Annotated in this window: 22 protein-coding genes; all 22 read left to right on the forward strand. The window is 43.9% G+C overall.

The genetic code is table 11. The annotated features are described in order from the left end of the window. The first annotated feature begins 122 nt into the window (after positions 1-122). Positions 123-821, forward strand: coding sequence for a 30S ribosomal protein S2 (rpsB, locus tag AC58UW_RS05665; RefSeq protein ID WP_127451023.1), 699 nt, complete (start codon positions 123-125; stop codon positions 819-821). 106 nt (positions 822-927) lie between these two features. Next, positions 928-1,578 (forward strand): translation elongation factor Ts, encoded by a 651-nt coding sequence (gene tsf, locus AC58UW_RS05670; protein ID WP_497419713.1) that lies wholly within the window; start codon positions 928-930, stop codon positions 1,576-1,578. An 88-nt stretch (positions 1,579-1,666) separates the two neighbouring features. After that, complete coding sequence (gene pyrH / locus AC58UW_RS05675) at positions 1,667-2,392, forward strand: UMP kinase (RefSeq protein WP_145656416.1); 726 nt, start codon at positions 1,667-1,669, stop codon at positions 2,390-2,392. Between the two features lie 3 nt (positions 2,393-2,395). Beyond that, a complete protein-coding gene (frr, locus tag AC58UW_RS05680) occupies positions 2,396-2,950 on the forward strand; it encodes a ribosome recycling factor (protein WP_157321196.1) in 555 nt (184 codons plus the stop codon). A 94-nt stretch (positions 2,951-3,044) separates the two neighbouring features. Then, the gene (uppS, locus tag AC58UW_RS05685) at positions 3,045-3,788 is read left to right on the forward strand and encodes an undecaprenyl pyrophosphate synthase (protein ID WP_497419996.1); all 744 of its coding nucleotides are present in this window, start codon (positions 3,045-3,047) and stop codon (positions 3,786-3,788) included. A gap of 82 nt (positions 3,789-3,870) precedes the next feature. Continuing rightward, a complete protein-coding gene (locus AC58UW_RS05690; protein ID WP_497419714.1) occupies positions 3,871-4,665 on the forward strand; it encodes a phosphatidate cytidylyltransferase in 795 nt (264 codons plus the stop codon). 24 nt (positions 4,666-4,689) lie between these two features. Then, entirely contained in the window at positions 4,690-5,835 is a 1,146-nt protein-coding gene (locus tag AC58UW_RS05695; RefSeq protein WP_497419715.1) for a 1-deoxy-D-xylulose-5-phosphate reductoisomerase, read from the forward strand. Positions 5,836-6,007: 172 nt separating this feature from the next. After that, positions 6,008-7,267: an RIP metalloprotease RseP gene (gene rseP, locus AC58UW_RS05700; RefSeq protein WP_497419716.1), complete on the forward strand. Its 1,260-nt coding sequence runs from the start codon at positions 6,008-6,010 to the stop codon at positions 7,265-7,267. A gap of 23 nt (positions 7,268-7,290) precedes the next feature. Further along, positions 7,291-8,739: a proline--tRNA ligase gene (proS, locus tag AC58UW_RS05705; RefSeq protein WP_497419717.1), complete on the forward strand. Its 1,449-nt coding sequence runs from the start codon at positions 7,291-7,293 to the stop codon at positions 8,737-8,739. Between the two features lie 68 nt (positions 8,740-8,807). Beyond that, a complete protein-coding gene (locus AC58UW_RS05710) occupies positions 8,808-13,115 on the forward strand; it encodes a PolC-type DNA polymerase III (RefSeq protein WP_497419718.1) in 4,308 nt (1,435 codons plus the stop codon). 218 nt (positions 13,116-13,333) lie between these two features. Then, the gene (gene rimP / locus AC58UW_RS05715; protein WP_328803399.1) at positions 13,334-13,798 is read left to right on the forward strand and encodes a ribosome maturation factor RimP; all 465 of its coding nucleotides are present in this window, start codon (positions 13,334-13,336) and stop codon (positions 13,796-13,798) included. 36 nt (positions 13,799-13,834) lie between these two features. Next, entirely contained in the window at positions 13,835-14,932 is a 1,098-nt protein-coding gene (nusA, locus tag AC58UW_RS05720; protein ID WP_157321183.1) for a transcription termination factor NusA, read from the forward strand. A 30-nt stretch (positions 14,933-14,962) separates the two neighbouring features. After that, the gene (gene rnpM / locus AC58UW_RS05725; RefSeq protein ID WP_497419719.1) at positions 14,963-15,277 is read left to right on the forward strand and encodes an RNase P modulator RnpM; all 315 of its coding nucleotides are present in this window, start codon (positions 14,963-14,965) and stop codon (positions 15,275-15,277) included. Beyond that, positions 15,267-15,596, forward strand: coding sequence for a L7Ae/L30e/S12e/Gadd45 family ribosomal protein (locus tag AC58UW_RS05730; RefSeq protein WP_497419720.1), 330 nt, complete (start codon positions 15,267-15,269; stop codon positions 15,594-15,596). Before rnpM ends, AC58UW_RS05730 begins: the two co-directional genes overlap by 11 nt. Next, entirely contained in the window at positions 15,586-18,537 is a 2,952-nt protein-coding gene (gene infB, locus AC58UW_RS05735; RefSeq protein ID WP_497419721.1) for a translation initiation factor IF-2, read from the forward strand. Before AC58UW_RS05730 ends, infB begins: the two co-directional genes overlap by 11 nt. Before the next feature lie 6 nt (positions 18,538-18,543). After that, positions 18,544-18,903, forward strand: a complete 360-nt coding sequence (gene rbfA, locus AC58UW_RS05740) for a 30S ribosome-binding factor RbfA (protein ID WP_497419722.1) — start codon at positions 18,544-18,546, stop codon at positions 18,901-18,903. After that, positions 18,900-19,901, forward strand: a complete 1,002-nt coding sequence (locus tag AC58UW_RS05745) for a DHH family phosphoesterase (protein ID WP_497419723.1) — start codon at positions 18,900-18,902, stop codon at positions 19,899-19,901. Before rbfA ends, AC58UW_RS05745 begins: the two co-directional genes overlap by 4 nt. Further along, on the forward strand, positions 19,898-20,815 hold the full coding sequence (truB, locus tag AC58UW_RS05750; protein WP_497419724.1) for a tRNA pseudouridine(55) synthase TruB: 918 nt from the start codon (positions 19,898-19,900) through the stop codon (positions 20,813-20,815). Before AC58UW_RS05745 ends, truB begins: the two co-directional genes overlap by 4 nt. A 49-nt stretch (positions 20,816-20,864) precedes the next feature. Further along, positions 20,865-21,800, forward strand: a complete 936-nt coding sequence (locus AC58UW_RS05755; protein ID WP_497419725.1) for a bifunctional riboflavin kinase/FAD synthetase — start codon at positions 20,865-20,867, stop codon at positions 21,798-21,800. Positions 21,801-21,966: 166 nt separating this feature from the next. Continuing rightward, a complete protein-coding gene (gene rpsO / locus AC58UW_RS05760) occupies positions 21,967-22,236 on the forward strand; it encodes a 30S ribosomal protein S15 (protein ID WP_029195252.1) in 270 nt (89 codons plus the stop codon). 264 nt (positions 22,237-22,500) lie between these two features. Beyond that, positions 22,501-24,603, forward strand: coding sequence for a polyribonucleotide nucleotidyltransferase (pnp, locus tag AC58UW_RS05765; RefSeq protein ID WP_497419726.1), 2,103 nt, complete (start codon positions 22,501-22,503; stop codon positions 24,601-24,603). Between the two features lie 163 nt (positions 24,604-24,766). After that, positions 24,767-25,819 carry a polysaccharide deacetylase family protein gene (locus tag AC58UW_RS05770; protein ID WP_497419727.1) on the forward strand — a complete coding sequence of 351 codons (1,053 nt, stop codon included), beginning with the start codon at positions 24,767-24,769 and terminating at the stop codon, positions 25,817-25,819. Positions 25,820-25,897: the final 78 nt, after the last annotated feature.

The raw sequence follows: 25,897 nt of genomic DNA on the forward strand, positions 1-25,897 counted from the left end.
ATTCACGGTGTTAAAAACTCACGCCAGTCAATTTGTATAATGGTGCTTACTTTGGTAAGTTTTATGCAAAGATGCGACAGGCGGCGGATACCAAATAAACCATTTTAGAGGAGGGATTGGGGATGGCAGTTATCTCCATGAAACAGCTTTTAGAAGCTGGCGTACATTTCGGTCACCAAACACGTCGTTGGAACCCGAAAATGGACAAGTACATTTTCACAGAAAGAAACGGAATTTACATTATCGATCTACAAAAAACGGTTAAAAAAGTTGAGGAAGCTTACAACTTTGTTAAATCCGTATCTGAAGATAATGGAACAATCCTTTTCGTAGGAACAAAAAAACAAGCTCAAGATTCCGTTGCTGAAGAAGCAGAACGTTGCGGAATGTACTTCATCAACCAACGTTGGTTGGGTGGTACGCTTACTAACTTCCAAACGATTCAAAAACGTATTGACCGTTTGAAAACTCTTGAAAGATGGGAAGAGGACGGTACATTCGAAGTTCTACCTAAGAAAGAAGTTATCATTCTCCGCAAAGAGAAAGAGCGTCTTGAGAAATTCTTGGGCGGAATCAAAAACATGAAATCCTTGCCTAGCGCACTATTCATTATCGATCCACGTAAAGAGCGTATTGCTGTTGCAGAAGCTCGTAAATTGGGTATCCCAATTGTTGGTATCGTTGATACGAACTGTGATCCGGACGAGATCGACTACGTGATCCCAGGTAACGATGACGCGATTCGTGCAGTTAAATTGCTTACAGCGAAAATTGCTGATGCAGTTATCGAAGCACACCAAGGCGAACAAACAACAGCTTAATTTATAGGAATGGAAAAGGGTGGTTGGAAGGTGTAACAGCCTGTCACCACCCTTTTTTTAAAGCAAGAGCATTACATATTAAACCACAAACGGGAGGTTTCTTTCAATGGCAGTTACAGCAGCACTAGTGAAAGAATTACGTGAAAAAACAGGCGCAGGAATGTTGGATTGCAAAAAAGCGCTTGAAGAAGCAAATGGTGATATCACAAAAGCTGGTGAATTGCTTCGCGAGAAAGGTCTTTCCGCGGCAGCTAACAAAGCAGGTCGTATCGCAACTGAAGGCGCAGTAGAATCTTACATTCACGCTGGAGGTAAAGTTGGTGTTCTTGTAGAGATCAACTGTGAAACTGACTTCGTAGGTAAAACAGAGCAATTCAGAACTTTCTGTAAAGATATCGCAATGCACATCGCAGCAGCTAACCCAACTTATGTTCGTCGTGAAGAAGTGCCGACAGAAGCTTTGGAAAAAGAAAAAGAAATTCTTCGCAACCAAGCTCTTAACGAAGGCAAACCAGAGAAAATCATTGATAAAATGGTTGAAGGACGTATCGGTAAATATTACGAAGAGTTCTGCTTAATGGAGCAACAATTCGTTAAAGATCCAGACAAAACAATCGATCAATTGTTGAACGAGAAGATCGCTGCAATCGGCGAAAACATCTCCATTCGTCGTTTCGTACGTTTTGGTCTTGGTGAAGGCCTTGAGAAGAAACAAGAAAACTTTGCAGAAGAAGTTATGTCCCAAGTTAAACTATAATAGCTCTTTCAAAAAAGATGGAACACTTGGTGTTCCTTCTTTTTTAGCCAATAAGTTTGTTCATGCATGGAAACGGAGGTTATACAAGTTGGGTCAACCTTTTTATAAAAGAATAGTGCTCAAATTGAGCGGCGAAGCTCTGGCAGGACAGCAAGGGTACGGCATTGATTCAGAAGTCATTACCTCCATTGCCCAGCAAGTGAAAGACGTAGTTGAATTAAACGTGGAAGTCGCTATCGTTGTTGGTGGCGGTAACATATGGCGTGGAATCGCCGGCAGTGAAAAAGGGATGGACCGTGCGACAGCGGACTACATGGGGATGCTTGCGACCGTTATGAATTCCTTGGCTCTGCAGGATGCTTTGGAAAATATCGAAGTGCCTACACGAGTACAGTCCTCTATTACGATGCAGCAAGTGGCTGAGCCCTACATTCGTAGAAAAGCAATTCGTCACCTGGAGAAATCGAGAGTTGTCATTTTCGCGGCTGGTACAGGGAATCCATACTTCTCTACAGATACGACAGCGGCATTAAGAGCAGCTGAAATTGAAGCAGAAGTCATTCTCATGGCCAAAAATAAAGTGGATGGCGTTTACTCTGCAGATCCATTCAAAGATCCAACAGCTAAGAAATTCGAAACGTTGACCTATATGGAAGTTATCAGTAATAATTTAGGTGTCATGGACTCAACCGCATCTTCCCTATGTATGGATAACAACATCCCGTTGGTGGTGTTCAACATTACAGAAAAAGGGAATATTAAACGAGTGGTCCTTGGCGAGAAAATTGGGACTACAGTTAAAGGGAGTGTCTAATCGATGCCACAAGCAGTGAAAAAGAACGCAGAAGACCGGATGGATAAAGCCATCGGCGCACTTAAAAGAGACTTAACTTCGCTACGTGCTGGTCGTGCTACGCCTTCTTTATTGGATCGTATTCAAGTGGAATATTACGGAGCAATGACACCTGTGAATCAACTAGCGAATTTAACTACTCCTGATTCACGTACTTTGCTTATTCAACCATGGGACAAAAGCTCCATGTCATCTATTGAGAAAGCCATCATGAAGTCTGATTTGGGTCTAACACCATCCAATGATGGTATCGTAATTCGAATTGTGATCCCGGCATTGACGGAAGAGCGCCGTACAGATCTTGTTAAAATGACAAAAAAATTCGGCGAAGAAGCCAAAGTGGCTATTCGTAATATTCGCCGCGATGCGAATGATGAGATCAAAAAGCTTGAAAAAGCTGGGATCTCGGAAGATGAGTCCCGTAAGCATCAGGAAGATATCCAGAAGTTTACGGATAAATTCGTAGCTGAAGTTGAAAAAGTTTTGGCTGCTAAAGAAAAAGAAATCATGGAAGTATAAGATAGATATGCCCCCGGGTAGTCGCTGGGGGTTTTTCATCTTTCCCTAGTTGGGAGGAACAACAGTGCTCAAGCGATTTAAACAATGGTTTGGAATGAAAGATCAGCAAGCATCTACAGCTAGACCAGAAATTGAATTGGACAAAGTGCCAGCGCATGTCGCTATCATTATGGACGGAAATGGCCGCTGGGCAAAACAAAGAGGTTTGCCGCGTGTAGCCGGGCACCATTCCGGCATGAAGAATGTAAAGAAAATTACGATGGCAGCTAATGAGATTGGTGTTAAAGTATTGACGATGTATGCTTTTTCTACAGAAAATTGGAAAAGACCTAAAGAAGAAGTGGAGTTTTTGATGAAGCTTCCACAAGAGTTTTTTCCTTTGGAAATTGAAGAGCTAATTGAGAATAATGTTCGGATCCGCATGACGGGTTGGAAAGAAGGCTTGCCTGACTATACGTTGAACGCTATAGAGGGAGCTATCGAACGGACGAAAAATAATACAGGACTCATTTTGAACTTTGCCTTAAACTATGGTGGACGTAAAGAAATGATTGCTGGTGTGCAAGATATGATTCGTGATGTTCAAAGCGGCAAGCTGCAAACCGAAGAGCTGGACGAGACTCGTTTTTCATCGTATATGCTTACTTCAGATCTACCAGATCCCGATTTGTTAATTCGCACGAGCGGTGAGTTGAGACTTAGCAATTTTCTGTTGTGGCAGTTGGCGTATTCAGAGCTTTGGTTTACTGAGGCTTATTGGCCGGAATTTACAGAATCTTTATTTTTGCAGGCCATCGCTGAATACCAACGCCGTGGGAGAAGATACGGAGGACTGTAAGTGACCCTTTCGATTTCTCCTAACGGTGGCGGTTTAACGAATTGCTGCCGGATTTGAAGTTGTTCATCTAGGAGGATTCAACTTGAAGCAAAGGATTGTCACAGGCGTTATTGCTGGGCTTGTTTTTATTACGTTATTAGTATTAGGCGGTTACTGGTATGCAGGATTAATCGTATTGCTCTCGATGATTGGCTATCGGGAATATTTGCAGATGAGTGGCTACACGAAGTATAAGTTAACTAGCGCCGTTGGTTTAGTTGCACTTTTGTACATAACAATACCTTGGGAATTCGTTGGGATAACTTCTCCAATTTCCACAAGTGCGATCATTTGGTTTGCTATGTTCTTACTTCTATTTATAACTGTAGTTTCGAAAAATAAAATCACGATTGATCAGGTTTCTGTCATTTTATTAGGCGTTGTCTATATCGCATTTGGCTTCTATTATATGATTGCGGCACGTTTAGCAGAGCACGGCTTGTTTTGGTCAATCCTAGTTTTTGTTTGTATTTGGGCATCGGATTCGGGCGCCTATTTCGTTGGCTCCAAGTTAGGCAAGAACCTTCTGTGGCCCCAAATTAGCCCTAAGAAATCAATAGAAGGCGCAATTGGCGGCGTTGTCATCTCTATGTTCGCAGCGTTTATATTCGCTTGGTTTGCCCCGGATCTACTAGGGTTTGGCAAAGCGTTGGCGCTTGGTTTTATCATTGCTGTTGTTGGACAAGTTGGCGACCTGATTCAGTCTGCCTATAAGCGTGTGAAAGGAATCAAAGATACGGGGACACTACTTCCTGGTCATGGCGGTGTGCTGGATCGGATGGATAGTTGGTTAATTGTGTTTCCATTTGTTTATGTGATCGGAATAATACCTATGTAATTGTCATGGGCGAGGTGCTTAGTCATGAAACGGATTGCCATTTTAGGATCAACAGGTTCTATCGGTACACAAACCTTAGACGTCATACAAAATGCCCCAGAGAAATTTCAAGTTGAAGCTTTATCTGGCGGATTTAATACGAAGTTATTGATTGAGCAAGTTAACCAATTTAAACCGAAACTTGTCTCCGTTGCAACGAAGGAGTTGGCGGACGAGGTTCAGATGAACATATCGGCTGGCACGAAGGTTGTACATGGGGAAGATGGGCTTATTGAAGTAGCCGCTGCGACGGACGCTGACTTAGTTGTCACCGCATTGGTAGGAAGTCAAGGTTTAAGACCTACACTTGCTGCAATAGATGCTGGTAAACACATCGGACTTGCGAACAAGGAAACTTTAGTGAGTGCAGGACACATTGTAACGGAAGCTGTACGTAAAAAAGGTGTGGCTGTACTGCCTATTGATAGTGAGCATTCAGCGATTTATCAATGTTTAAACGGTGAAAACATATCGCAAGTTTCCAAAATTACGATAACGGCATCCGGCGGCTCTTTTCGGGATCGTACTCGCGCAGAGTTAGAGGACGTTACAGTTAAGCAAGCCTTACAGCATCCGAACTGGTCGATGGGAGCCAAAATTACAATTGATTCAGCCACGATGGTGAATAAAGGTTTTGAGGTAATTGAGGCGCACTGGTTATTCGACCTTTCCTATGATCAAATTGATGTCTTGATTCATCCGGAAAGTGTCATTCACTCCTACGTTGAATTTGTTGACAACAGCATTATTGCTCAGTTGGGTAACCCGGACATGCGTGTGCCGATTCAGTATGCATTAACATATCCTGATAGATACATAACTCCGACTAAGCGGTTAGATTTAGCTGCGATTGGCAAACTACATTTCCGCGAGATGGATTATACCAGGTATCCGTGTTTGCGAATGGCTTATGAGAGCGGTAGACAAGGTGGTACGACACCGACGGTTTTCAATGCTGCCAATGAAATTGCTGTTGCACGTTTCCTCAATGGGGAAATTACTTTTTTACAAATCGAAGAAATCATTGAAGCAGCTCTACAGAAGCATGAGTCTTATTCCAATCCTGCGCTGGAGCTCATTCATGAGCAGGATCTATGGGCTAGATCATTTGCGGAGTCTATTCAATTTTAATGGGTTAAGAGCTTAAGTCAGTGAGTGTGGCTCGGCTCTTTTTTTCTCTGGTGACAGGTACGTCTAATTCATTCTCCCAGCTCGTATACTGTGCTTATCGGGCATAGCTTGTATTCAGCGGTTCAATAATGGTAATCTAAGAACATGCTGTCCATGAAGGAGGAAATACGACTTGTCAGCCATAGAAGTTGGATTGAAGGTTATTTTGTTGTTTTTCGTTCTTGTAACGATTCATGAATGGGGTCATTTTTACTTTGCAAAACGTGCAGGCATCTTAGTTAGAGAGTTTGCCATCGGTTTTGGACCCAAGATTTTCTCATATAAAAAAGGGGAAACTCGCTATACGCTTCGCATTTTGCCAATCGGTGGCTTTGTACGTATGGCAGGCGAGGATCCGGAAATTGTTCAAGTGAACCCTGGACAAACCGTTGCCGTTAAATTAAATAAACAAAATGAAGTATCCTCCCTTTTTCTCGATCAATTAGACCGTCGCTCCAATGTCATTTTGGGTGTTGTGGAACAAATTGATCTAGAAAGAACGCTTCAAGTTTCACTCGATGTGGATGGAGAAAGAGTGACCTATCCCATTGACCGAGAAGCGCTGATGGTAACCAAAGGAATCGAAACACAGATCGCGCCATATGATCGGCAATTCGGTTCGAAAACCGTAGGACAACGGGCCCTTGCTATCGTAATGGGACCTGTAATGAACTTTCTTTTAGCGATTGTGCTATTCCTGATCGTTGTAATCATGTCCGGTGTCTTCACGAATGTGAAACTGGATTCCGTTCTTGCTGGTAAGGCAGGAGAGAAGGCAGGTTTACAGAAAGGCGATATTATCATTTCGATTGATAATCAGCCAATCGGCGATGACCGCGAGAAACTGGTAACGACGATTCAATCATCTGCCGGGAAGCCAATGACCTGGGTGATTGACCGCGCAGGAAACCCATTGACTCTTCAGGTAACACCCGAAATGGAAGCTGGTTCTGGCAAATTAGGCGTTGTGATTTCAGGTGATCGAAGAACTGCTTCATTTACTGAAGTAATAAGTGGAACCTATGAACAAGTTGTTGGGACAACAATTGGAATCGTTTCGGGGCTGCAGAAGCTCGTGACGCTGCAATTTAAACTCGACGATTTAGGAGGACCGGTAAGAACAGCCCAGGTATCTGCCCAGTTTGCCCAAATGGGAATAACTGTTTTTCTCTCTTGGACAGCTACACTAAGCTTATATCTTGGGATATTTAATCTTTTGCCGATCCCTGCTTTGGATGGAAGCAGACTATTGTTCATGGGGCTAGAGGCGCTTCGCGGCAAGCCAATAGATCCGAACCGGGAGAGCATGGTTCACTTCGTTGGGTTTGCGCTGCTTATGCTGCTTATGGTGGCCGTAACGTATAATGATATTTTACGTTTAATTAAGGGATAGTTCTAAATGATCTAGGAGGGTTTATGTCAAACGATAAGCAGTTTGTTAAAGAGATTACACCACAGGGGGAAGATTTCTCCCGTTGGTACATAGATGTGATCAAAAAAGCGGATCTGATGAGCTACTCGCCAGTTCGCGGTTGTATCGTATTTAAACCGGATGGCTACGAAATTTGGGAAAACATTCAACGCGAGTTGGACAGCAAATTCAAAGAAACGGGACACCGAAACGCTTATTTCCCTCTATTTATTCCAGAAAGTTTCTTCCAAAAGGAAAAAGAGCATGTAGAGGGCTTTAATCCAGAACTACCATGGGTGACCGAAGCAGGCGGGGAGAAACTGGAAGAACGTTTGGCGATTCGCCCTACTTCCGAAACTATGATCGGGCATATGTACTCCGAGTGGATCAACTCCTATCGTGATCTGCCTTTGCTGATTAACCAATGGGCGAATGTGGTGCGTTGGGAGAAACGTACTTTACCTTTCCTGCGTACGACGGAATTCCTATGGCAAGAAGGCCATACGGCACATGAGGATGAGCAGGATGCGCGCCGTGAAACCATGCAAATGTTAGACGTGTACCGTCAATTTGCGGAAGATTTCTTGGCTATACCGGTCATCGTTGGTCAAAAAACGCCTTCTGAAAAATTTGCTGGCGCAATTGATACGTTCTCGATTGAAGCGATGATGAAAGATGGAAAAGCTGTACAAGCGGGGACCTCTCACTACCTGGGTACGAATTTCGCAGTTGCTTTTGATATCAAATTCTTGGATCGCGAGAATCAGCATCAATTTGCACATACCACTTCATGGGGGGTAAGTACTCGACTCATCGGTGCGCTGATCATGGTTCATGGCGATGACAGAGGTTTAGTGCTTCCGCCAAAAGTCGCTCCGACGCAAGTTATCATGATTCCAATTGGCCCTCCAAAAACGCGGGATCAAGTTATCGCGCGGGTAGACGAGCTGTACACTGAACTTAAAAAAGCTGGTGTCCGAGTGAAAGTGGACGACCGTGCGGATCAAAGCCCTGGCTGGAAATTCAATGAATATGAAATGCGCGGCGTACCGATTCGTGTTGAATTGGGACCACGTGACATGGAGAATGGACAAGTTGTTCTTGTATCCCGTGTAAGCGGGGAAAAGAAAACCGTTCAACAAGTGAATTTTGTCGAAGAAGTGCAAAATTTACTTGCTGAGATTCATCAGCAGATGTATGATAAAGCCAAGCAGTTCCGTGACGAGCATTATATTGCCGTGGATTCTATCGATGAATTCAAAACCTTCCTTGAGACGAAACGTGGTTTTGCTTTAGCCGGATGGTGCGGTTCTAACGCATGCGAGGAACAAGTGAAGCAAGAAACAGGCGCGACAAGTCGTAATATTCCTTTCACACCTACAGAAACGAAGTCAACATGTCTGGTATGCGGCGAAGCTGCTAAACATACGGTCGTATTTGGCCGCAGTTACTAATTACTACAATAAGGGCAAATGGAGGCAAGTCATCCATTGCCCTTCGTATTTTTATGGGGAGGCTGTTCATGAGTAATTTGGCTGATAAACGGAATCGCTTTGAGCTTTTGATGCAGCAAGCTGAGATTCCAGCCGATATCGTGCGATCATTTTTTACAGAAGGCTATATCGATCAAGTAGAAATTAGTCGGAAGAATCGCGACTGGACTTTTTATTTGGTGAAAAATGAATTAGTGCCTCAGAACATTTACCGCTCTTTTTGTAAAATGATTCAAGAAAAATTCGCGCAAATTGCGAAGATTCGTTTTATTTGGAAGTTTGAAGGGGCGGAGCCAGCTGCTTTGGTGGATGAATACTGGAGCCTATTCATGGAATGGCTGCAGCGCGAAGTGCCATCCATTAACGGCTGGATGGCGAAAGCCAAATTTGAAGTACAAGGGCAAACACTATCCCTCATCATGCTCGATGCGATTGGTCTAGAGCTTGCTAAGAAAAAGAATATCGATGCATTCATTCGGGACTTTTTCCATAACTTTTTCCAAACGGAATTGACGGTTAAATATGCGATAAGCAATTCTGCGGATGTTGAAACAGAATACGAAAAGTTTGCTAAGCAGCGAGAGCAAAGCGAGAAGACGATTACACAAGAAATCATGATGTCGATTGACATGGAGGAAGAAGAATCCTCTTTACCGGATGATTTGAAACTCGTCATGGGGTACGACATTAAGGAAGTACCGACTCCGCTGAAAGATATTCAAGAAGAAGAGAAGAAAATTACGGTTCAAGGAACTGTATTCGGCTTAGATGTTAAGGAATTAAGAAACGGTAACACGTTGTTTACTTTCAACTTAACGGATTTTACGGACTCAATGGCGATGAAAGTTTTTGCGAAAACCAAAGATGACGTGAAGATTATGAGTTTACTTCAAAACGGAACTTGGATCAGAGCGAGAGGTAAGGTTGAGTATGACCGATTCATGCAAATCCCTGAGCTTGCTATGATTCCAAACGATTTGACAGAAGTGATGGCGCCGAAGGATCGAATGGATGATGCTGCTGAGAAGCGTGTTGAGTTCCATCTACACACTACAATGAGCACAATGGATGCTCTAACCCCGATCGATCATTATGTGAAAATGGCCGCTAAATGGGGTCATAAAGCAATTGCAGTTACGGACCACAGCAATATTCAATGTTTTCCTGATGCAGGAAAAGCCGCGAAAAAACACGGGATTAAAGTGATTTACGGCGTTGAAGCTAATGTAGTCAACGACTCTGTGCCCATCGTCATGAATGGCCGAGATCTTGACTTGAAGCAAGCGACATATGTTATTTTCGACGTTGAGACTACGGGTTTATCCGTTACAAATAACCGAATCATCGAGCTTGCCGGTGTTAAAATGCAAGATGGTAAGGAAATCGATCGTTTTGCAACGTTCATTAATCCGCATGAGAAAATCCCTTATAATATTCAGCAATTAACGAATATTACAGATGACATGGTAGTTGGAGCGCCTGATATTGAGGAGGAGCTTCCAAAGTTTATAGATTTTATTGGCGATTCCGTCCTTGTAGCACATAACGCGCGCTTCGATATGGGGTTCCTTCAAGCGAATCTGAAGCGTATGGGACTGCCTGAGGTTACGAATTCTGTATTAGATACATTGGAACTTGCCAGATTTTTGTTCCCATCCATGAAGAATCATCGCTTGAACACATTATCCGATAAATTTAAGGTAGGCTTAGAAAATCATCACCGTGCGATTGATGACTCCATCGCCTTAGGATTTGTGCTCTATCATTTAATTAATGAGGCTAACGATCGACAAATAACGAGTCTCGCCAAACTAAACGATTACGTCGGCAAAGATTTGTCGAATCAGCGACCATTCCATTGCTGTATCTATGCACTTAACGCGGTTGGCAAAAAGAACTTATTTAAACTTATCTCTTTATCCCATACGACTTACTTACAAAGAGGCGCTACGATTCCGAAGAGCGTGTTAGTCGAATTAAGAGAAGGGCTTCTCATTACGTCCGGTTGTGAAAAAGGGGAGTTCTTTGAGGCTGTTCTTAACAAAACGATCGAAGAAGCCGAACAAGTTTCTGAGTTCTATGATATTTTGGAAATCCAACCGGTGAGCTACAATATGCATTTGGTTGAAAAAGGGCTTGTTGGCAGTGTTGAGGATCTCGAGAACGCCGTACGCCGCGTTTGTGAAATCGGTTATAAAACGGGCAAACCGGTTATTGCGACAGGAAATGTTCATTACCTACATCCTCGTGAGAAAGTATGCCGTGACATAACCATTAATGGGATTACCGGTTTTAGCCCACTGAAATCAATGAAGAAGCCGGATGCTCACTTCCGCACCACGAAAGAGATGCTGGAAGAGTTTAAATTTCTGGGTGAAGAGAAGGCCCTAGAGGTTGTTGTGCGCAGTACAAATGAACTGGCTGATCGGTTCGAAGCGATTGAGCTCTTCCCGGATAAACTGTTTACGCCAATTATTGAAGGCGCGGACGATGAAATTCGAAACACCTGTTACGCTACAGCGAAAGGTATCTACGGCGATGAGCTCCCAGAGGTTATCGTTGCCCGGTTGGAAAAAGAGCTTGTTCCAATCATTAAATTCGGTTTCTCTGCGAACTATTTGATCTCCGAAAGACTGGTTAAAAAGTCTAATAAGGATGGTTACCTTGTAGGTTCAAGGGGATCTGTCGGATCTTCCGTAGTTGCCATGATGCTTGGTATTTCTGAAGTTAATCCGCTTCCTCCGCATTATATTTGTGCCTCGTGTCAGCACAGTGAATGGTTCCTGGACGGTAGTGTTCCGAGCGGATTCGATCTCCCGAACAAGGTATGCCCGGAATGTGGTGGAAACCTCAAAGGAGACGGACATGACATTCCCTTTGAAACATTCCTAGGCTTTAAAGGGGATAAAGTTCCCGATATCGATTTGAACTTCTCTGGCGAATATCAGCCGATTGCCCATAATTACACGAAAGAAATTTTCGGTGAGAAATGTGTTTTCCGTGCCGGTACCATTGGTACTGTTGCAGAGAAGACCGCCTTCGGATTCGTGAAAAAGTATGAAGAAGAGCAGGGCCAGAAGTGGCGGGGCGCTGAGTTGAATCGGTTAGCCGCTGGTTGTACTGGAGTTAAGCGTAGTACGGGGCAACATCCAGGGGGAATTGTTGTAGTTCCTGATTATATGGAAGTTGATGATATTACACCTGTTCAATTCCCAGCAGATGATAAGAATTCAGAATGGAAAACCACACATTTTGACTATCACGCATTCGATGCCAATTTGCTTAAACTTGATATTCTCGGACACGACGATCCGACGATGATGAGGATGCTGCAAGATTTAACGGGGATTGATCCGACAAGCATTCCAATGAATGATTCTAAAGCGATGAGTATTTTTAACTCAACCGAAGCAATTAATGTAACCCCGGATCAGATTCGTTCTCCAGTTGCCACTTATGGCGTTCCGGAAATGGGAACGAAGTTCGTGCGTCAGATGCTTCAAGAAACCCAACCAAGCTCGTTTGCCGACTTACTGCAAATTTCTGGTCTGTCCCACGGAACGGGCGTTTGGTTAGGTAACGCTCAAGAGTTGATTAAAAAGGGAATATGCAATATTAAGACCGTTATTGGTTGTCGGGATGATATCATGCTATTCTTAATTTATAAAGCAGGTATGGATGCTGGTTTAGCCTTTAAAATCACAGAGAGTGTGCGTAAAGGTAAAGGGCTAACGGATGAATGGAAAGACGAAATGAAACGGTGTAACGTGCCTGCCTGGTATATTGAATCTTGTGAACGGATTGAATATATGTTTCCAAAAGCGCATGCTGCTGCTTACGTTATTTCTGCTGTTCGTACAGCCTATTTCAAGGTTTATCATCCGATTGCGTACTACGCGACATACTTTAGCGTTCGTGCGGCCGACTTTGATCTTGAACTGCTGTGCCAAGGATATGACGCTATTCTGAAACGCTTGATTGAAATTGAGGAAAAGGGCTTTCAGGCGCTTCCAAAAGAAAAAGCCATGGTCTCCATTTTGGAGATGTCACTAGAGATGACGTCTCGTGGCTTCAGCTTCAAGCCGATTGATATCTATCGTTCGCATGCAACGCGATTTACGATTGATGGCAATTCATTGATTCCACCATTTGCGGCCATGTCAGGCATTGGCGAGAACGCAGCAAAAAATATTGCATCTGCCAAGGACGAGGGCGATTTCCTCTCCATCGAGGATTTCCAGAATCGTTCTAAAGCTTCCAAAACCGTGATTGAGCTATTAACGTCGATGGGATGTTTCCGAGGTATGCCGGAATCTAATCAGTTGTCACTTTTCTAAATTTCATTGGATAGCTTAGTTGAAAAATTAGCTGTCAAGTGAAAATCATTAACAAGTTTGCTATTGTAATGCAAAGATTGGTTATGGTATAATTTTTATTGGCAATAATGAGGATATCATCTTGTGATTAAAGAGTGGGGAAACCCACTCTTTACATTTTGATATAGGACTTTTCGGGTTGTGACTAGGGAAAGTCAATTTAGGAGGTACATTTATCTGTGGTTACACAAGCACACATCAAATCCGTCATAGAGGACATGCTGAAGGATTTCATTGAACAAAATGGATTTGAACTCGTGGATATTGAATATGTCAAAGAGGGCAGCAATTGGTTCCTTCGCGTCTACGCTGACAAAGAAGGCGGAATTGATATAGATGATTGCGGCCGTATCAGTGAATACCTTAGTGTTCAATTGGATGAGAAAGATCCGATTGCTGATGCTTATTTCTTGGAGGTTTCTTCACCAGGGGCTGAACGTCCATTGAAGAAGACGCAGGATTATTACAAGGCTGTGAACAGTCACGTATTTGTTACGACCTATGAGCAGATCGAGGACTCCAAGGAGTTTGAAGGATTATTGGTATCCTTTGACGAACAAGATCTCATCATTGAAATTGGCAAAAAGAAAGTTACTATTCCGTTTACTAAGGTAGCAAGCGCTCGTTTGGCTATCGTATTTTAGTGACCGTTACTTATTGAAGGGGGGGACTCAGTTCAAATGAACACGGATTTCATCGAAGCGCTGTCGGAAATTGAACGTGAGAAGGGTATCTCTAAAGAGTTACTTATCGATGCAATTGAAGCAGCGATGATTTCAAGTTATAAGCGTAATTTCAACACCGCACAAAACGTGCGCGTAGATATCAATCGTCATACGGGTCTCATCAAGGTATTTGCACGCAAAACCGTAACTGAGGAAGTACTCGATCCAAGATTGGAAATTTCGCTACACGCTTCGCGTGAAATTAATCCTAATTATCAACTGGAAGATATTGTTGAAATTGAAGTTACGCCTCGCGATTTTGGTAGAATTGCTGCTCAAACAGCGAAACAGGTCGTAACGCAGCGTATTCGTGAAGCTGAGCGAGGTTTAATTTACAATGCATTTATTGACAAAGAGGAAGATATTGTTACGGGTATTCTTCAGCGTCAAGATCAACGCAACATTTATGTTGATTTAGGTAAAGTAGAGGCTGTACTGCCTTTAACTGAACTCATGCCAACAGATAAGTTTAAGCAGGGCGATCGGATCAAAGCGTATATCACCAAAGTGGAGAATACGACTAAAGGACCGCAAATCATTTTGTCCCGTACACACCCGGGGTTGCTTAAACGTTTATTTGAACTCGAAGTGCCTGAAATTTTTGATGGCGTCGTCGAAATTCGTTCAGTGGCTCGTGAGGCAGGATTCCGTTCCAAAATCGCTGTTCACTCACGCAATGCTGAGGTTGATCCTGTAGGTTCCTGTGTAGGACCCAAAGGATTACGCGTTCAAACGATCGTAACTGAGCTGCGCGGCGAGAAAATCGACATTGTTCGTTGGATGGAAAGCGTGGAAGAGTACGTGGCCAATGCACTAAGCCCTTCCAAAGTTCTTGAAGTCCAAATTCATGAAAATGAAAAGATGGCACGCGTCATTGTTCCAGACTATCAGCTATCTTTGGCAATTGGTATCAAAGGGCAAAATGCTCGCCTTGCAGCTAAATTGACAGGCTGGAAAATCGACATTAAGAGTGAAACACAAGCGGAACAAGAATTTGGCCGAGTGAAAACTTATACAGAAGAAATGCATCAAGATTCAGTCAGTATCGATTAAGTTTTTGTTTGGGAGCAAGGGGTGATCGGAATGAAGCAGAGAAAAGTCCCTCTGAGAAAATGCGTGGCCTGCCAGGAAATGATGCCGAAGAGGGAATTGATCCGCATCGTAAAAACGCCTGAAGATGACATTCTCATTGATCTTAAAGGGAAAAAATCCGGGCGCGGTGCCTACTTATGCGGTAAAGTTTCTTGTTTTAAATTGGCAAAGAAAAGCAAAGCCTTGGATAGAGCACTTAAGCATGCCGTAAGCGCTGATATTTATGACCAACTGGAACAAGATTTTATTCGGGTTGAGGATGAATTTCTCTCCTCCAAAGAGGAGGAATCCGAAGATGAATCCTAAATTTTTTAACCAATTGGGTTTGGCGATGCGGGCAGGAAAGCTGGTTACCGGCGATGAAGGCGTCTTTAAAGCCATTCGTTCGGGAGAAGCTAAGCTTGTCATTATGGCGGAGGATGCTTCGGCTAATACACGTAAGAAATTTCAGGATAAATGCCAATTTTATGGGGTGACTCTCATGGAAATCGGATCGAAGTATGAATTGGGCCGCAGCATTGGTAAAGAGATGCGTGTCACCATAGGTGTATTGGACGGAGGCTTCGCGCAGATGCTGCAGAAAAGTCAAGAAAATCCTGCGGAGGTGGAACATATTGACCAATAAACAACAAGATAATAAAGATAAAACCCGCGTATACGAATACGCCAAACAGCTCAATATGAGCAGTAAAGAGATTATCACCATTCTCAAACGTTTAAATATCCCTGTTAACAATCATATGAGTGTAATGGAAAATGACGCGGTTAGTTCCGTGGAGAAATTTTTCCGTGATATAAAAGCTAATGCGGCTGCCAAACGAGCAGCTACGGACGGAGGAAATGTGAGTTCATCAACGACGAATCAGAATCCTGCATCGCAGGCTCCAGCACAAGAGAATAAAGGTGCAGCAACGGGGGCTTCCAATACGCCTGTTGCTTCTTCAGAACAATCAGCCAACAATTCAACTAGTGGTGCAGTGACACCGCAACCAACTACTACGCAAGCTACACCTAGTACGACAAGTCGCCCTTCCCAACCTCAGCGTGATGGACGCCCAAGTGGTCAAGGTTCTTCCCAAGGCGGACAACGTCCAAGCGGTCAAGGTCAGGGTGGACAACGCACGGGTTATCAAGGCCAAGGCGGACAACGCCCAAGCGGTCAAGGTTCCTCACAAGGCGGGCAACGTTCCGGCTATCAAGGATCTTCCCAAGGCGGACAACGTCCAAGTGGCCAAGGCTATCAAGGCCAAGGACAGGGTCAAGGTCAACGTTCCGGAGACAGACCACCTTTCCGTTCTAACGATGGACGTCCAAGTGGTGGATCACCTGGCGGGTATAACAGCCAACGTCCGAGCGGTCAAGGCAGCTCCTACCAGGGTCAAGGCCAAGGCGGAGCTCCACGCACCAATAGCAATTATGCGGGATCTCGTCCTAACCAAGGTGCAGGTGCATCTACTGGCGGCGGACAAAGCGCAAATAGTGGACGTCCGCAAGGCGCGACCCCTAACCGCAGTACAGGACCTAATCGTCAAAACAAACCTTTTGACAACCGTAACAATAACCAAAGCGGAAGACCCGTTATTCAAGAAGCTAAGCCGCAGTTCCATGTTGGAGCAACAGCAGCTGAATTGGATGATGCAGCAGCGAAGGCTGGTGTGATCACAACTAAGAAATCCAAACCAACGCCTAAGCGTTTTGATGATAACCGCTCTGGCGGTAACCGTGGGCCATCCGGTAATAACCGTGGCAATCAACGTGGCAACAACCGCGGCAGATATCAGCAAGAAACCGTTAAGAAAGAGAAAATTGATAACACACCTAAGAAAATCATCGTTCGCGGCAGCATGACGGTTGGTGAAACAGCCAAATTGCTCCACAAAGATGCTTCTGAAGTTATCAAAAAACTATTGTTCCTAGGAACAATGGCGACGATTAACCAAGAGCTTGATCTGGACGCTATTCAATTGATTGCAACTGAATTCGGCGTTGAAGTTGAGATTAAAATTAAAGTCGAAGAAGACAACTTCGAGACGATTGAAGAAGTGGATGATGAGGCAGATCTGCTTGAGCGTCCACCCGTTGTTACGATTATGGGTCACGTTGACCATGGTAAAACGACACTTCTTGATGCAATTCGTAAAACAAGCGTTACCGAAGGCGAAGCTGGCGGAATTACGCAGCACATTGGGGCGTACCAAGTTGAAGTTAACCATAAAAAGATCACATTCTTGGATACACCTGGTCACGAAGCGTTTACAACAATGCGTGCCCGCGGTGCACAAGTTACGGATATTACGATTATCGTTGTAGCAGCAGATGACGGTGTAATGCCACAAACCGTAGAAGCGATTAACCACGCTAAAGCGGCAGGCGTTCCAATCATTGTAGCTGTGAACAAGATTGATAAAGAAGGCGCGAATCCTGACCAAATCAAACAGGCGCTTACAGCCTATGAATTGGTTCCGGAGGAGTGGGGCGGCGATACAATTTTCTGTGAAATTTCCGCGAAACAACGTATCGGACTTGAAAATCTCTTAGAGATGATCTTGCTCGTGGCGGAAGTACAAGAGTACAAAGCTAACCCGAACAAACGTGCAAGAGGAACGGTTATTGAAGCTGAGTTGGATAAAGGAAGAGGCCCAGTGGCTCGTGTCCTGATTCAACATGGTACGCTTAAAGTAGGAGACAGCTTCGTTGCTGGCGTTCACTTCGGCCGTATCAGAGCGATGGTTAATGATAAGGGCAAACGCTTGAAAGAAGCGGGTCCATCTACGCCAGTCGAAATCACAGGTCTAACGGATGTTCCTCAAGCTGGAGATCCATTCTTAGTGTATGAAGATGAGCGTAAAGCGAGAGATATCGCGGATCGTCGTTCCATTGCACTGCGTCAATCCGAGATGACGGCTAATTCACGCGTAACATTGGATGACCTCTTCAAGCATATCAAAGATGGCGAAATCAAGGATTTGAATGTCATTATCAAAGGTGACGTTCAAGGGTCTGTTGAAGCACTGAAAAGTTCGCTTGAGAAGATTGAAGTGGAAGGCGTTCGTGTCAAAATCCTGCATAACGGTGTAGGGGCGATTACGGAGTCTGACATTATTCTTGCTTCGGCATCCAATGCGATTATTATCGGTTTCAACGTTCGTCCAGAGTCAGCTGCTAAAGCTACAGCAGATCAAGAGAAAGTTGATATTCGTCTGCATAATATCATTTACAATGTCATTGAAGAAATCGAGCAAGCAATGAAAGGCATGCTGGATCCAATCTTCAAAGAAGTTGTTCTTGGTCAAGCTGAAGTACGTAACGTGTTCAAAATTACGGGCTCAGGTACAATTGCCGGTTGTATGGTTATCTCGGGTAAAATTGCTCGTAACGCTCAAACTCGCTTAATCCGCAGCGGTATTGTCGTTCATGAAGGCAAAATTGATTCCTTGAAACGATTTAAAGATGATCAAAAAGAAGTTGCACAAGGTTATGAATGTGGTATATCTCTGGAGCGTTATCATGATATTAAAGAGGGCGACATTATCGAAGCCTTCATCATGGAGTCCGTCGAGAGGTGATAACAAATGGCTAGAGTGCGTGTAGGTCGAGTTAGCGAGCAAGTTAAGAAAGAAATAAGCCAAATCATTCAATCTGAGTTAAAAGACCCGCGAATTGGTTTCCTAACCGTTACGGGTGTTGAAGTAACAAATGATCTTTCCTTAGCGCGTGTGTTTCTAAGCGTTATGGGTACGGACGAACAGAAAGAGGCCACTCTCAAGGCGCTTTCTGCAGGTTCCGGTTATATCCGTTCTGAGCTTAACAAACGAATTCGGTTACGGAAGATCCCGGAATTGCAATTCAAGTTCGATGCGTCTATCGATTACGGCAGTCATATCGAGAACTTGCTTCATAAGCTAAACCAGGAAGGAAATCCAAATGTATGAGTAACAGAATGATGCATGCCACCGAATACAGCCAGCAGCTGGAAGCAGCAGCTAAGTTTATCGAGCAGCATGATGATTTCTTGGTGGTATCTCACATCCAGCCGGATGGGGATGCCGCCAGCTCTACATACGCGATGGGTTGGCTTCTGGGCCAGCTTGGAAAGACATATACCATGATAAATGAAGGCGCTATGCCTTCTAAATTCTCCTATCTATGGGGAAGCGATCAGGTACTTGATTATAGCAAAGAAATACCGGGTAGACGTTACAAGACCATAATAAGTGTTGATTGTGCTGATTTCTCCAGAATAGGTAGGGTCAGCACTCTTTTTGATGAACAAGCCCTGCTGCTCAATGTTGATCATCACCCGACCAATGATAGATTTGGCTCGTGTCATTTGATTAAGCATGATGCAGCCGCGACTGTTCAAATCTTGTATGATTTAGCCATACATATGAACATGAACTTGAATTTGGCTATTGGAAACTGCATTTACACCGGGTTACTTACTGATACAGGCGGTTTTCGTTACTCGAATACTTCACCGGAAGTCATGCAAATTGGAGCGTCTTTGCTTGCATTAGGTGTGCAGGGCTCCGAAATTGCAGAGCAAGTTTTAGAGAGAGTGACATATTCGCAGATTGTTCTTCTTCAGAAGGCGTTATCAACCCTATCCTTCGCCCATGAACGCAAACTAGCATGGCTCGCAGTATCTTTAGCTGATCTAGAGTCTACTGGGGCGTCTAGTGAGGATTTAGATGGGCTCGTGAACTATCCTCGTAATGTAGAAGGCGTCGAAGTGGGTATGCTATTTAAAGAGAAAGCGCCCGGTGTAATTAAAGTAAGTCTTCGTTCTTCAGGACTTGTCGATGTTGCAGCGATCGCTCAATCCCTTGGTGGAGGCGGTCATGTGCGTGCATCAGGCTGCACAATCCAAGGAACAATTGAAGAAGCTGTAGCAAGAATGGTTCAGGAAGTAGGGAGTAAGCTGATATGACGCTAGAAGGCATTTTGCCTGTTTGGAAACCGGAAGGCTTCACATCTCATGATGTTGTAGCCAAAGTCAGAGGTATACTTGGAATTAAACGTATCGGCCATACTGGAACGTTAGATCCGCAAGTGACAGGCGTTCTGCCGCTTTGCATTGGTCGTGCAACCCGGATGGTTGAATATATACAGGAACTGCCGAAGGAATATGAAGCAATCCTTCGAATCGGCCTTTCAACAGATACGGAAGATATGACTGGCAACGTGTTGGAGGAAGTTTCTCTTGTACAATTGGATGAAACGGTTGTCCGCGAGGCATTGCTTCGCTTTGTTGGAGAAATCGAACAGACTCCTCCTATGTTCTCGGCCGTTAAGATCGATGGGAAACGGCTTTATGAACTAGCCCGGGAAGGTAAGGAAGTTGAGCGGAAATCTCGTAAAGTAACCATCCATCAGTTAGACATTCTTCATATGGATTTACAGCAAAAGCATCCGGAAATACATTTTCGTGTTTCTTGCTCAAAAGGGACCTATATTCGAACTTTATGTGTTGATATTGGTAAAGCTTTAGGGTATCCTGCGGTTATGAGAAGATTGATTCGGACTTCCACAGGCAGTATCCGCCAGGAACAGTGTTTAACCTTTGAGCAAATCAAAGAATTGAAAGCCCAAGGCGAGTTACAAGACCGAATGATTCCTATGGATCAAGCCATTTCCCATATTCCTGCTGTTGAGCTTTCCGAACAAGAAGCCATCAATGCCCAGCAAGGAAAAAGGATTTCTGTGTCTGAGAGTCGCATAACAGGTGCAGCAGCAGGTTCACAAACCTTGCTCCGTGCTTATTCTCCCGATAAACGGTTTCTAGGGCTATTTGAATGGATAAGCGCTAGCCAAATCCTGATCCCTTCAAAAGTATTTCTTTAACCCATTACATTCAGGGACAGGTTGAAATGGATAGGTGAATTGAACTTATATGCAAATAATACCAATATCATATCCCATTGATTTTGATGCTCCCCGCATTTTTGTAGGAGAGCAGGTAGTGGCTATAGGTGATTTTGATGGTGTACATTTGGGACACCAAGAGGTCATTGGACGAGCCTTACTTACCGCCAAAAAGCTTGATCTTCCAACGGCGATCATGACCTTTCATCCGCATCCTAGATCGGTAATGGGGCAGGATAAATACATTGATCTCTTGACACCAATGAAGGAGAAGATGGAGATATTTGCCTCGCTGGGTGTCAATCATACCTACATTGTTACCTTCGACGCTTCGCTAATGCGGCTGTCCCCGGAACTATTCGTGGATCAAGTATTGGATCGGCTTGGTGTGAACAGTGTCATTTGCGGTTTTGATTTTACTTTCGGCTATCAAGGCAAAGGCAACCCGGATTCGCTTTGTGAATTGAGTCATGGGAAATTTTCTGTAGAAGTGGTGAGACCCTTTCAAATGGACGGCGAAAAAGTTAGTTCTACACTCATTCGTGAATCATTGCAACAAGGGGATATTGACACAGTTACTAGACTTCTTGGTCGTCCCTACAGCATTAGCGGCATCGTGGTAGATGGAGAAAAACGCGGAAGACTGTTAGGGTTTCCAACGGCTAATCTGCAATTGGATGAGACTTATGTTATCCCTACAAACGGCGTGTATGCGATTAAAGCTTCTATCAAAGGGGAAACCTATAGAGGCGTCATGAATATTGGTGTAAAGCCTACTTTCGCAACAGGAGAATTGAAGCCATCGTTTGAAGCACATTTATTTGATTTCTCCGAGCAAATATATGGCGAACACATGAAAGTTGAACTCATTGCTTTCCTTCGTCCAGAGCGTAAATTTTCGTCCATTGACGAGTTGATCGCGCAAATCAAGGTCGATGCGGAAGCTGCAAAAAATAAATTATAGTTGCCTATCTAGAACCAAGCATTTACTTCTACTATGCGATTATGGTATACTGATTAACGTTGCCCAAAGGACAATTCCTTTGGCATGAACCTTAGCTTGGATAGACGCTATCATCGGCGATTTCTAGGCTTACGGGGATACAATAGAATTTAGGAGATGAACAATCATGGCATTAACTCAAGAGCGCAAAACACAACTGATTCAAACTCACAAGGTACATGATACCGATACGGGTTCACCTGAGGTACAAGTAGCAATCCTTACAGAGAACATTGTTAACCTTACGAACCACCTTCGTACACACAAGAAAGATCACCACTCCCGTCGTGGTTTGCTTAAAATGGTTGGACAACGCCGTAAGCTTCTAGCATACGTGAAGAACAAAGATGTAAGCCGTTATAGTGCTTTGATCGAGAAGCTTGGTTTGCGTCGATAAAACCGACAATGAGAAGCAACCTGTTGCTCCTTTGCTGGGCTTGATAAAGCTTGCGCAGAGAGTGGCAACGAGGTTGCTTTTTCTTGTATTTTTAAAACGGAAAAAGAAGGAAATACTAGACACAACGCAGAAATAGAGGATGACTCAGGTGCTAGGCAATTTTTTGAATACATACGGAGTCTAAAGTTTGAGGTTATTGACCTCCTTTTCTGTGAATGCGCATCAAGAAACATAATGAATAAGAAATTTCCTTAGGAGGATTTTATGGAGAAAAGGGTACAAATGGAACTTGGCGGCAAACCGTTCATTCTTGAAACGGGCCGACTTGCCAAACAAGCCAACGCAGCAGTTACTGTTCGCTATGGCGACACGGTTGTGCTAAGTACAGTTACAGCATCCAGCGGACCGAAAGACCTGGATTTCTTCCCGTTGACTGTCAATTATGAAGAAAGACTATATTCCGTAGGTAAAATTCCAGGCGGATTTATCAAACGTGAAGGTCGCCCAAGTGAAAAGGCAATTCTTGCGAGCCGTTTGACGGATCGTCCGATTCGTCCGCTTTTCCCAGAAGGCTTTCGTAACGATGTACAAATCGTGTCCATGGTTATGAGCGTGGATCAAGAGTGTCCACCAGAAATCGCGGCAATGATCGGGACTTCCGCTGCTCTTGCCATCTCTGATGTTCCTTTCAATGGCCCTGTTGGTGGCGTTATTGTTGGACGTGTGGATGGTCAATTTGTTATCAACCCAACGGGTGAGACAGCAGAGAAAAGTGATCTTCATTTAACTGTCGCAGGAACGAAAGACGCCATTATGATGGTTGAAGCAGGCGCTAATGAAGTATCCGAGGACGTTGTGCTCGAAGCTATTATGTTCGGTCATGATGAAATCCGCAAAATTGTTGCTGTTATTGAAGAATTGGTTGAAATTGCAGGCAAGCCGAAAATGGAAGTTAAACTCCACGCGGTTGACGCTGAAGTCAACAAAGCAGTTCGCGAATTCGCGCAGGCTAGATTAGTCGATGCTATCAAAATTTCCGAGAAACATGCAAGACAAGAGGCAATTGATATTGTGAATGCAGAAGCAGTGGAGCATTTTACAGCGTTATATGCTGAAACACCAGAGTTGTTAGGCGATGTTAAAGAAACTCTTTATGATATCGTCAAAGAAGAAGTTCGCCGTTTAATCACACATGATAAAGTAAGACCGGATGGACGTAAATTAGAAGAAATTCGCGCGATTGACTGCGATATTGATTTGCTGCCGCGTACACACGGTTCAGGCTTGTTCACACGTGGACAAACACAAGCGTTGAGCATTTGTACATTGGGTGCATTAGGCGATGTTCAAATTCTAGATGGCTTGGATCTTACAGAAACGAAACGATTCATGCATCACTATAATTTCCCTCCGTTCTCCGTAGGTGAAGCAAGACCGCTTCGTCCGCCGGGTCGTCGTGAAATCGGACATGGTGCGCTAGGGGAGAGAGCTTTAGAGCCGATCATTCCTAACGAAATTGAATTCCCTTACACGATTCGTCTTGTATCTGAGGTGTTGGAATCCAACGGATCTACATCCCAAGCAAGTATTTGTGCAAGTACATTAGCGCTTATGGACGCTGGGGTTCCAATTAAGGCACCAGTTGCTGGTATCGCGATGGGTCTGATTAAAGACGGCGATCATTTCTCGATTTTGTCCGATATTCAAGGGATGGAAGATCATCTTGGCGATATGGACTTCAAAGTTGCTGGTACAGCAGAAGGTATTACAGCGCTTCAAATGGATATCAAAATCGATGGTATCGATCGCAGCATCCTGCAGCAATCTTTGCAGCAAGCCAAAGAAGGACGTTTGCACATTTTAGGCAAAATGGTTTCACGTATTTCAGAACCGAAGAAAACTCTTTCCGAATACGCGCCGAAAATTTTGACAATGAATATCAACCCAGATAAAATCCGTGATGTTATCGGAGCTGGTGGTAAAATCATCAACAAAATTATCGAAGAAACTGGCGTGAAAATTGATATCGAGCAAGACGGTCGTGTCTTCATTGCTTCTTCTAATCAAGCAATGAACGAAAAAGCACGCTCCATTATTGAAGGTATTGTGCGTGAAGTTATCGTCGGTGAAACGTATCTTGGTACTGTAAAACGCGTAGAGAAATTCGGAGCTTTCGTTGAAATTTTGCCAGGCAAAGAAGGACTGGTTCATATTTCTCAAATCTCCACAGAACGCGTAGCAAAAGTCGAAGATGTCGTTAACGTTGGTGATCAAATCACAGTGAAGGTAACTGAGATTGACCAACAAGGCAGAGTAAATCTTTCTCGCAAAGCTACATTAACTTCGCAAGTCCCGGCTCAAACTTAGGGCTGAGTGACTTGTGAAGTCCCTTTTTCATAGGTTGAGTTATGGATAAAGAGTCAGATCAATCTGTCTCTTTTTTGCTATTCAGCTAGACACGGACATGCCCAGTTCTACTCTTGTCCCTTTTTGCATACACTCAGGACATGAGGAGAAGGGGGACTAGTCTATGCGCTACAAGAAGTGGCTTCTATTGGGAAGTTTTTTTGCTATGATTATGCTTGCCTTAGATACTATCCCTAATGTAGGTGCCTATATTCAGTCCGTGAAAAGTGGACAAAGTCCCTATGTACTCGGGACGGATTGGGAGGACGAAGAAGCTCTTCCAGTTTTCGCTATGGACCCAGTTGGATCAAAGCCATCTAATCCGCCTAAAAGTAATAATTTATTAGATACAATTACACAAGAAGCGGAAAAGCGTAAAATTGCTCCTATCAATGCGAAAATAGATCCTGTGTGGAAAGCAATCCCCGGCTATAACGGACTAGAAGTCGATATTGCTGAAACGTTTAAACTTGCTGAACACAAGTTGACACCTGGCAAAATCAATTACGTCATGAAAGAAGTTTCTCCTAGTATCCAGTTAGATGATCTGGGGCCAAACCCTATCTATAAAGGCAATCCCAAAAAGCCAATGGTTTCTTTTATGATCAATGTTGCGTGGGGTAATGAGTATTTACCGAGCATATTAGAGACGCTTCGCAAAGAAAATGTGCACGCCACATTTTTTCTCGATGGTTCATGGTTAAATAAGAATGTAGAGATGGCGAAAACCATCCAGAATGCAGGTCATGAATTATCTAATCATGCTTATTCACATAAGGATATGAGGAATGTTACCCGAAGCAAGGCTGTGGACGAAATTTCCAAAACCGAACAACTGCTCAAGCAGCAGTTAGGAGTGAACAACACACTTTTTGCGCCGCCTTCGGGCTATTTTAAACAAGAAACGGTTCAAGTAGCTGCCGAATTGAATTTAAAGACAGTATTATGGACTTTTGATACGATTGATTGGAAAAACCCCGGGGCTGACCGCATTCTGCAGCGGCTATCCACTAGTGTTGAGCCAGGCTCACTCATTTTGATGCATCCTACGCCTTCTTCCCGAGATGCTCTGCCAGGGATGATCCGAATGATTAAAAATAAGGGATTAACAATGGGGACGGTAACGGAACTGCTTTCCTCAAAACGGGTAGAAGAAGCGAAGCAAATAGTCAACTGATAGGCGGACAACCAGCAAAGTTGAGTCGCTCGCGCATTTTTGTTAGACTGAGGAAGTATAATTTGGAAATGGGACTTT

This window comes from Paenibacillus sp. J22R160, from assembly GCF_059692135.1.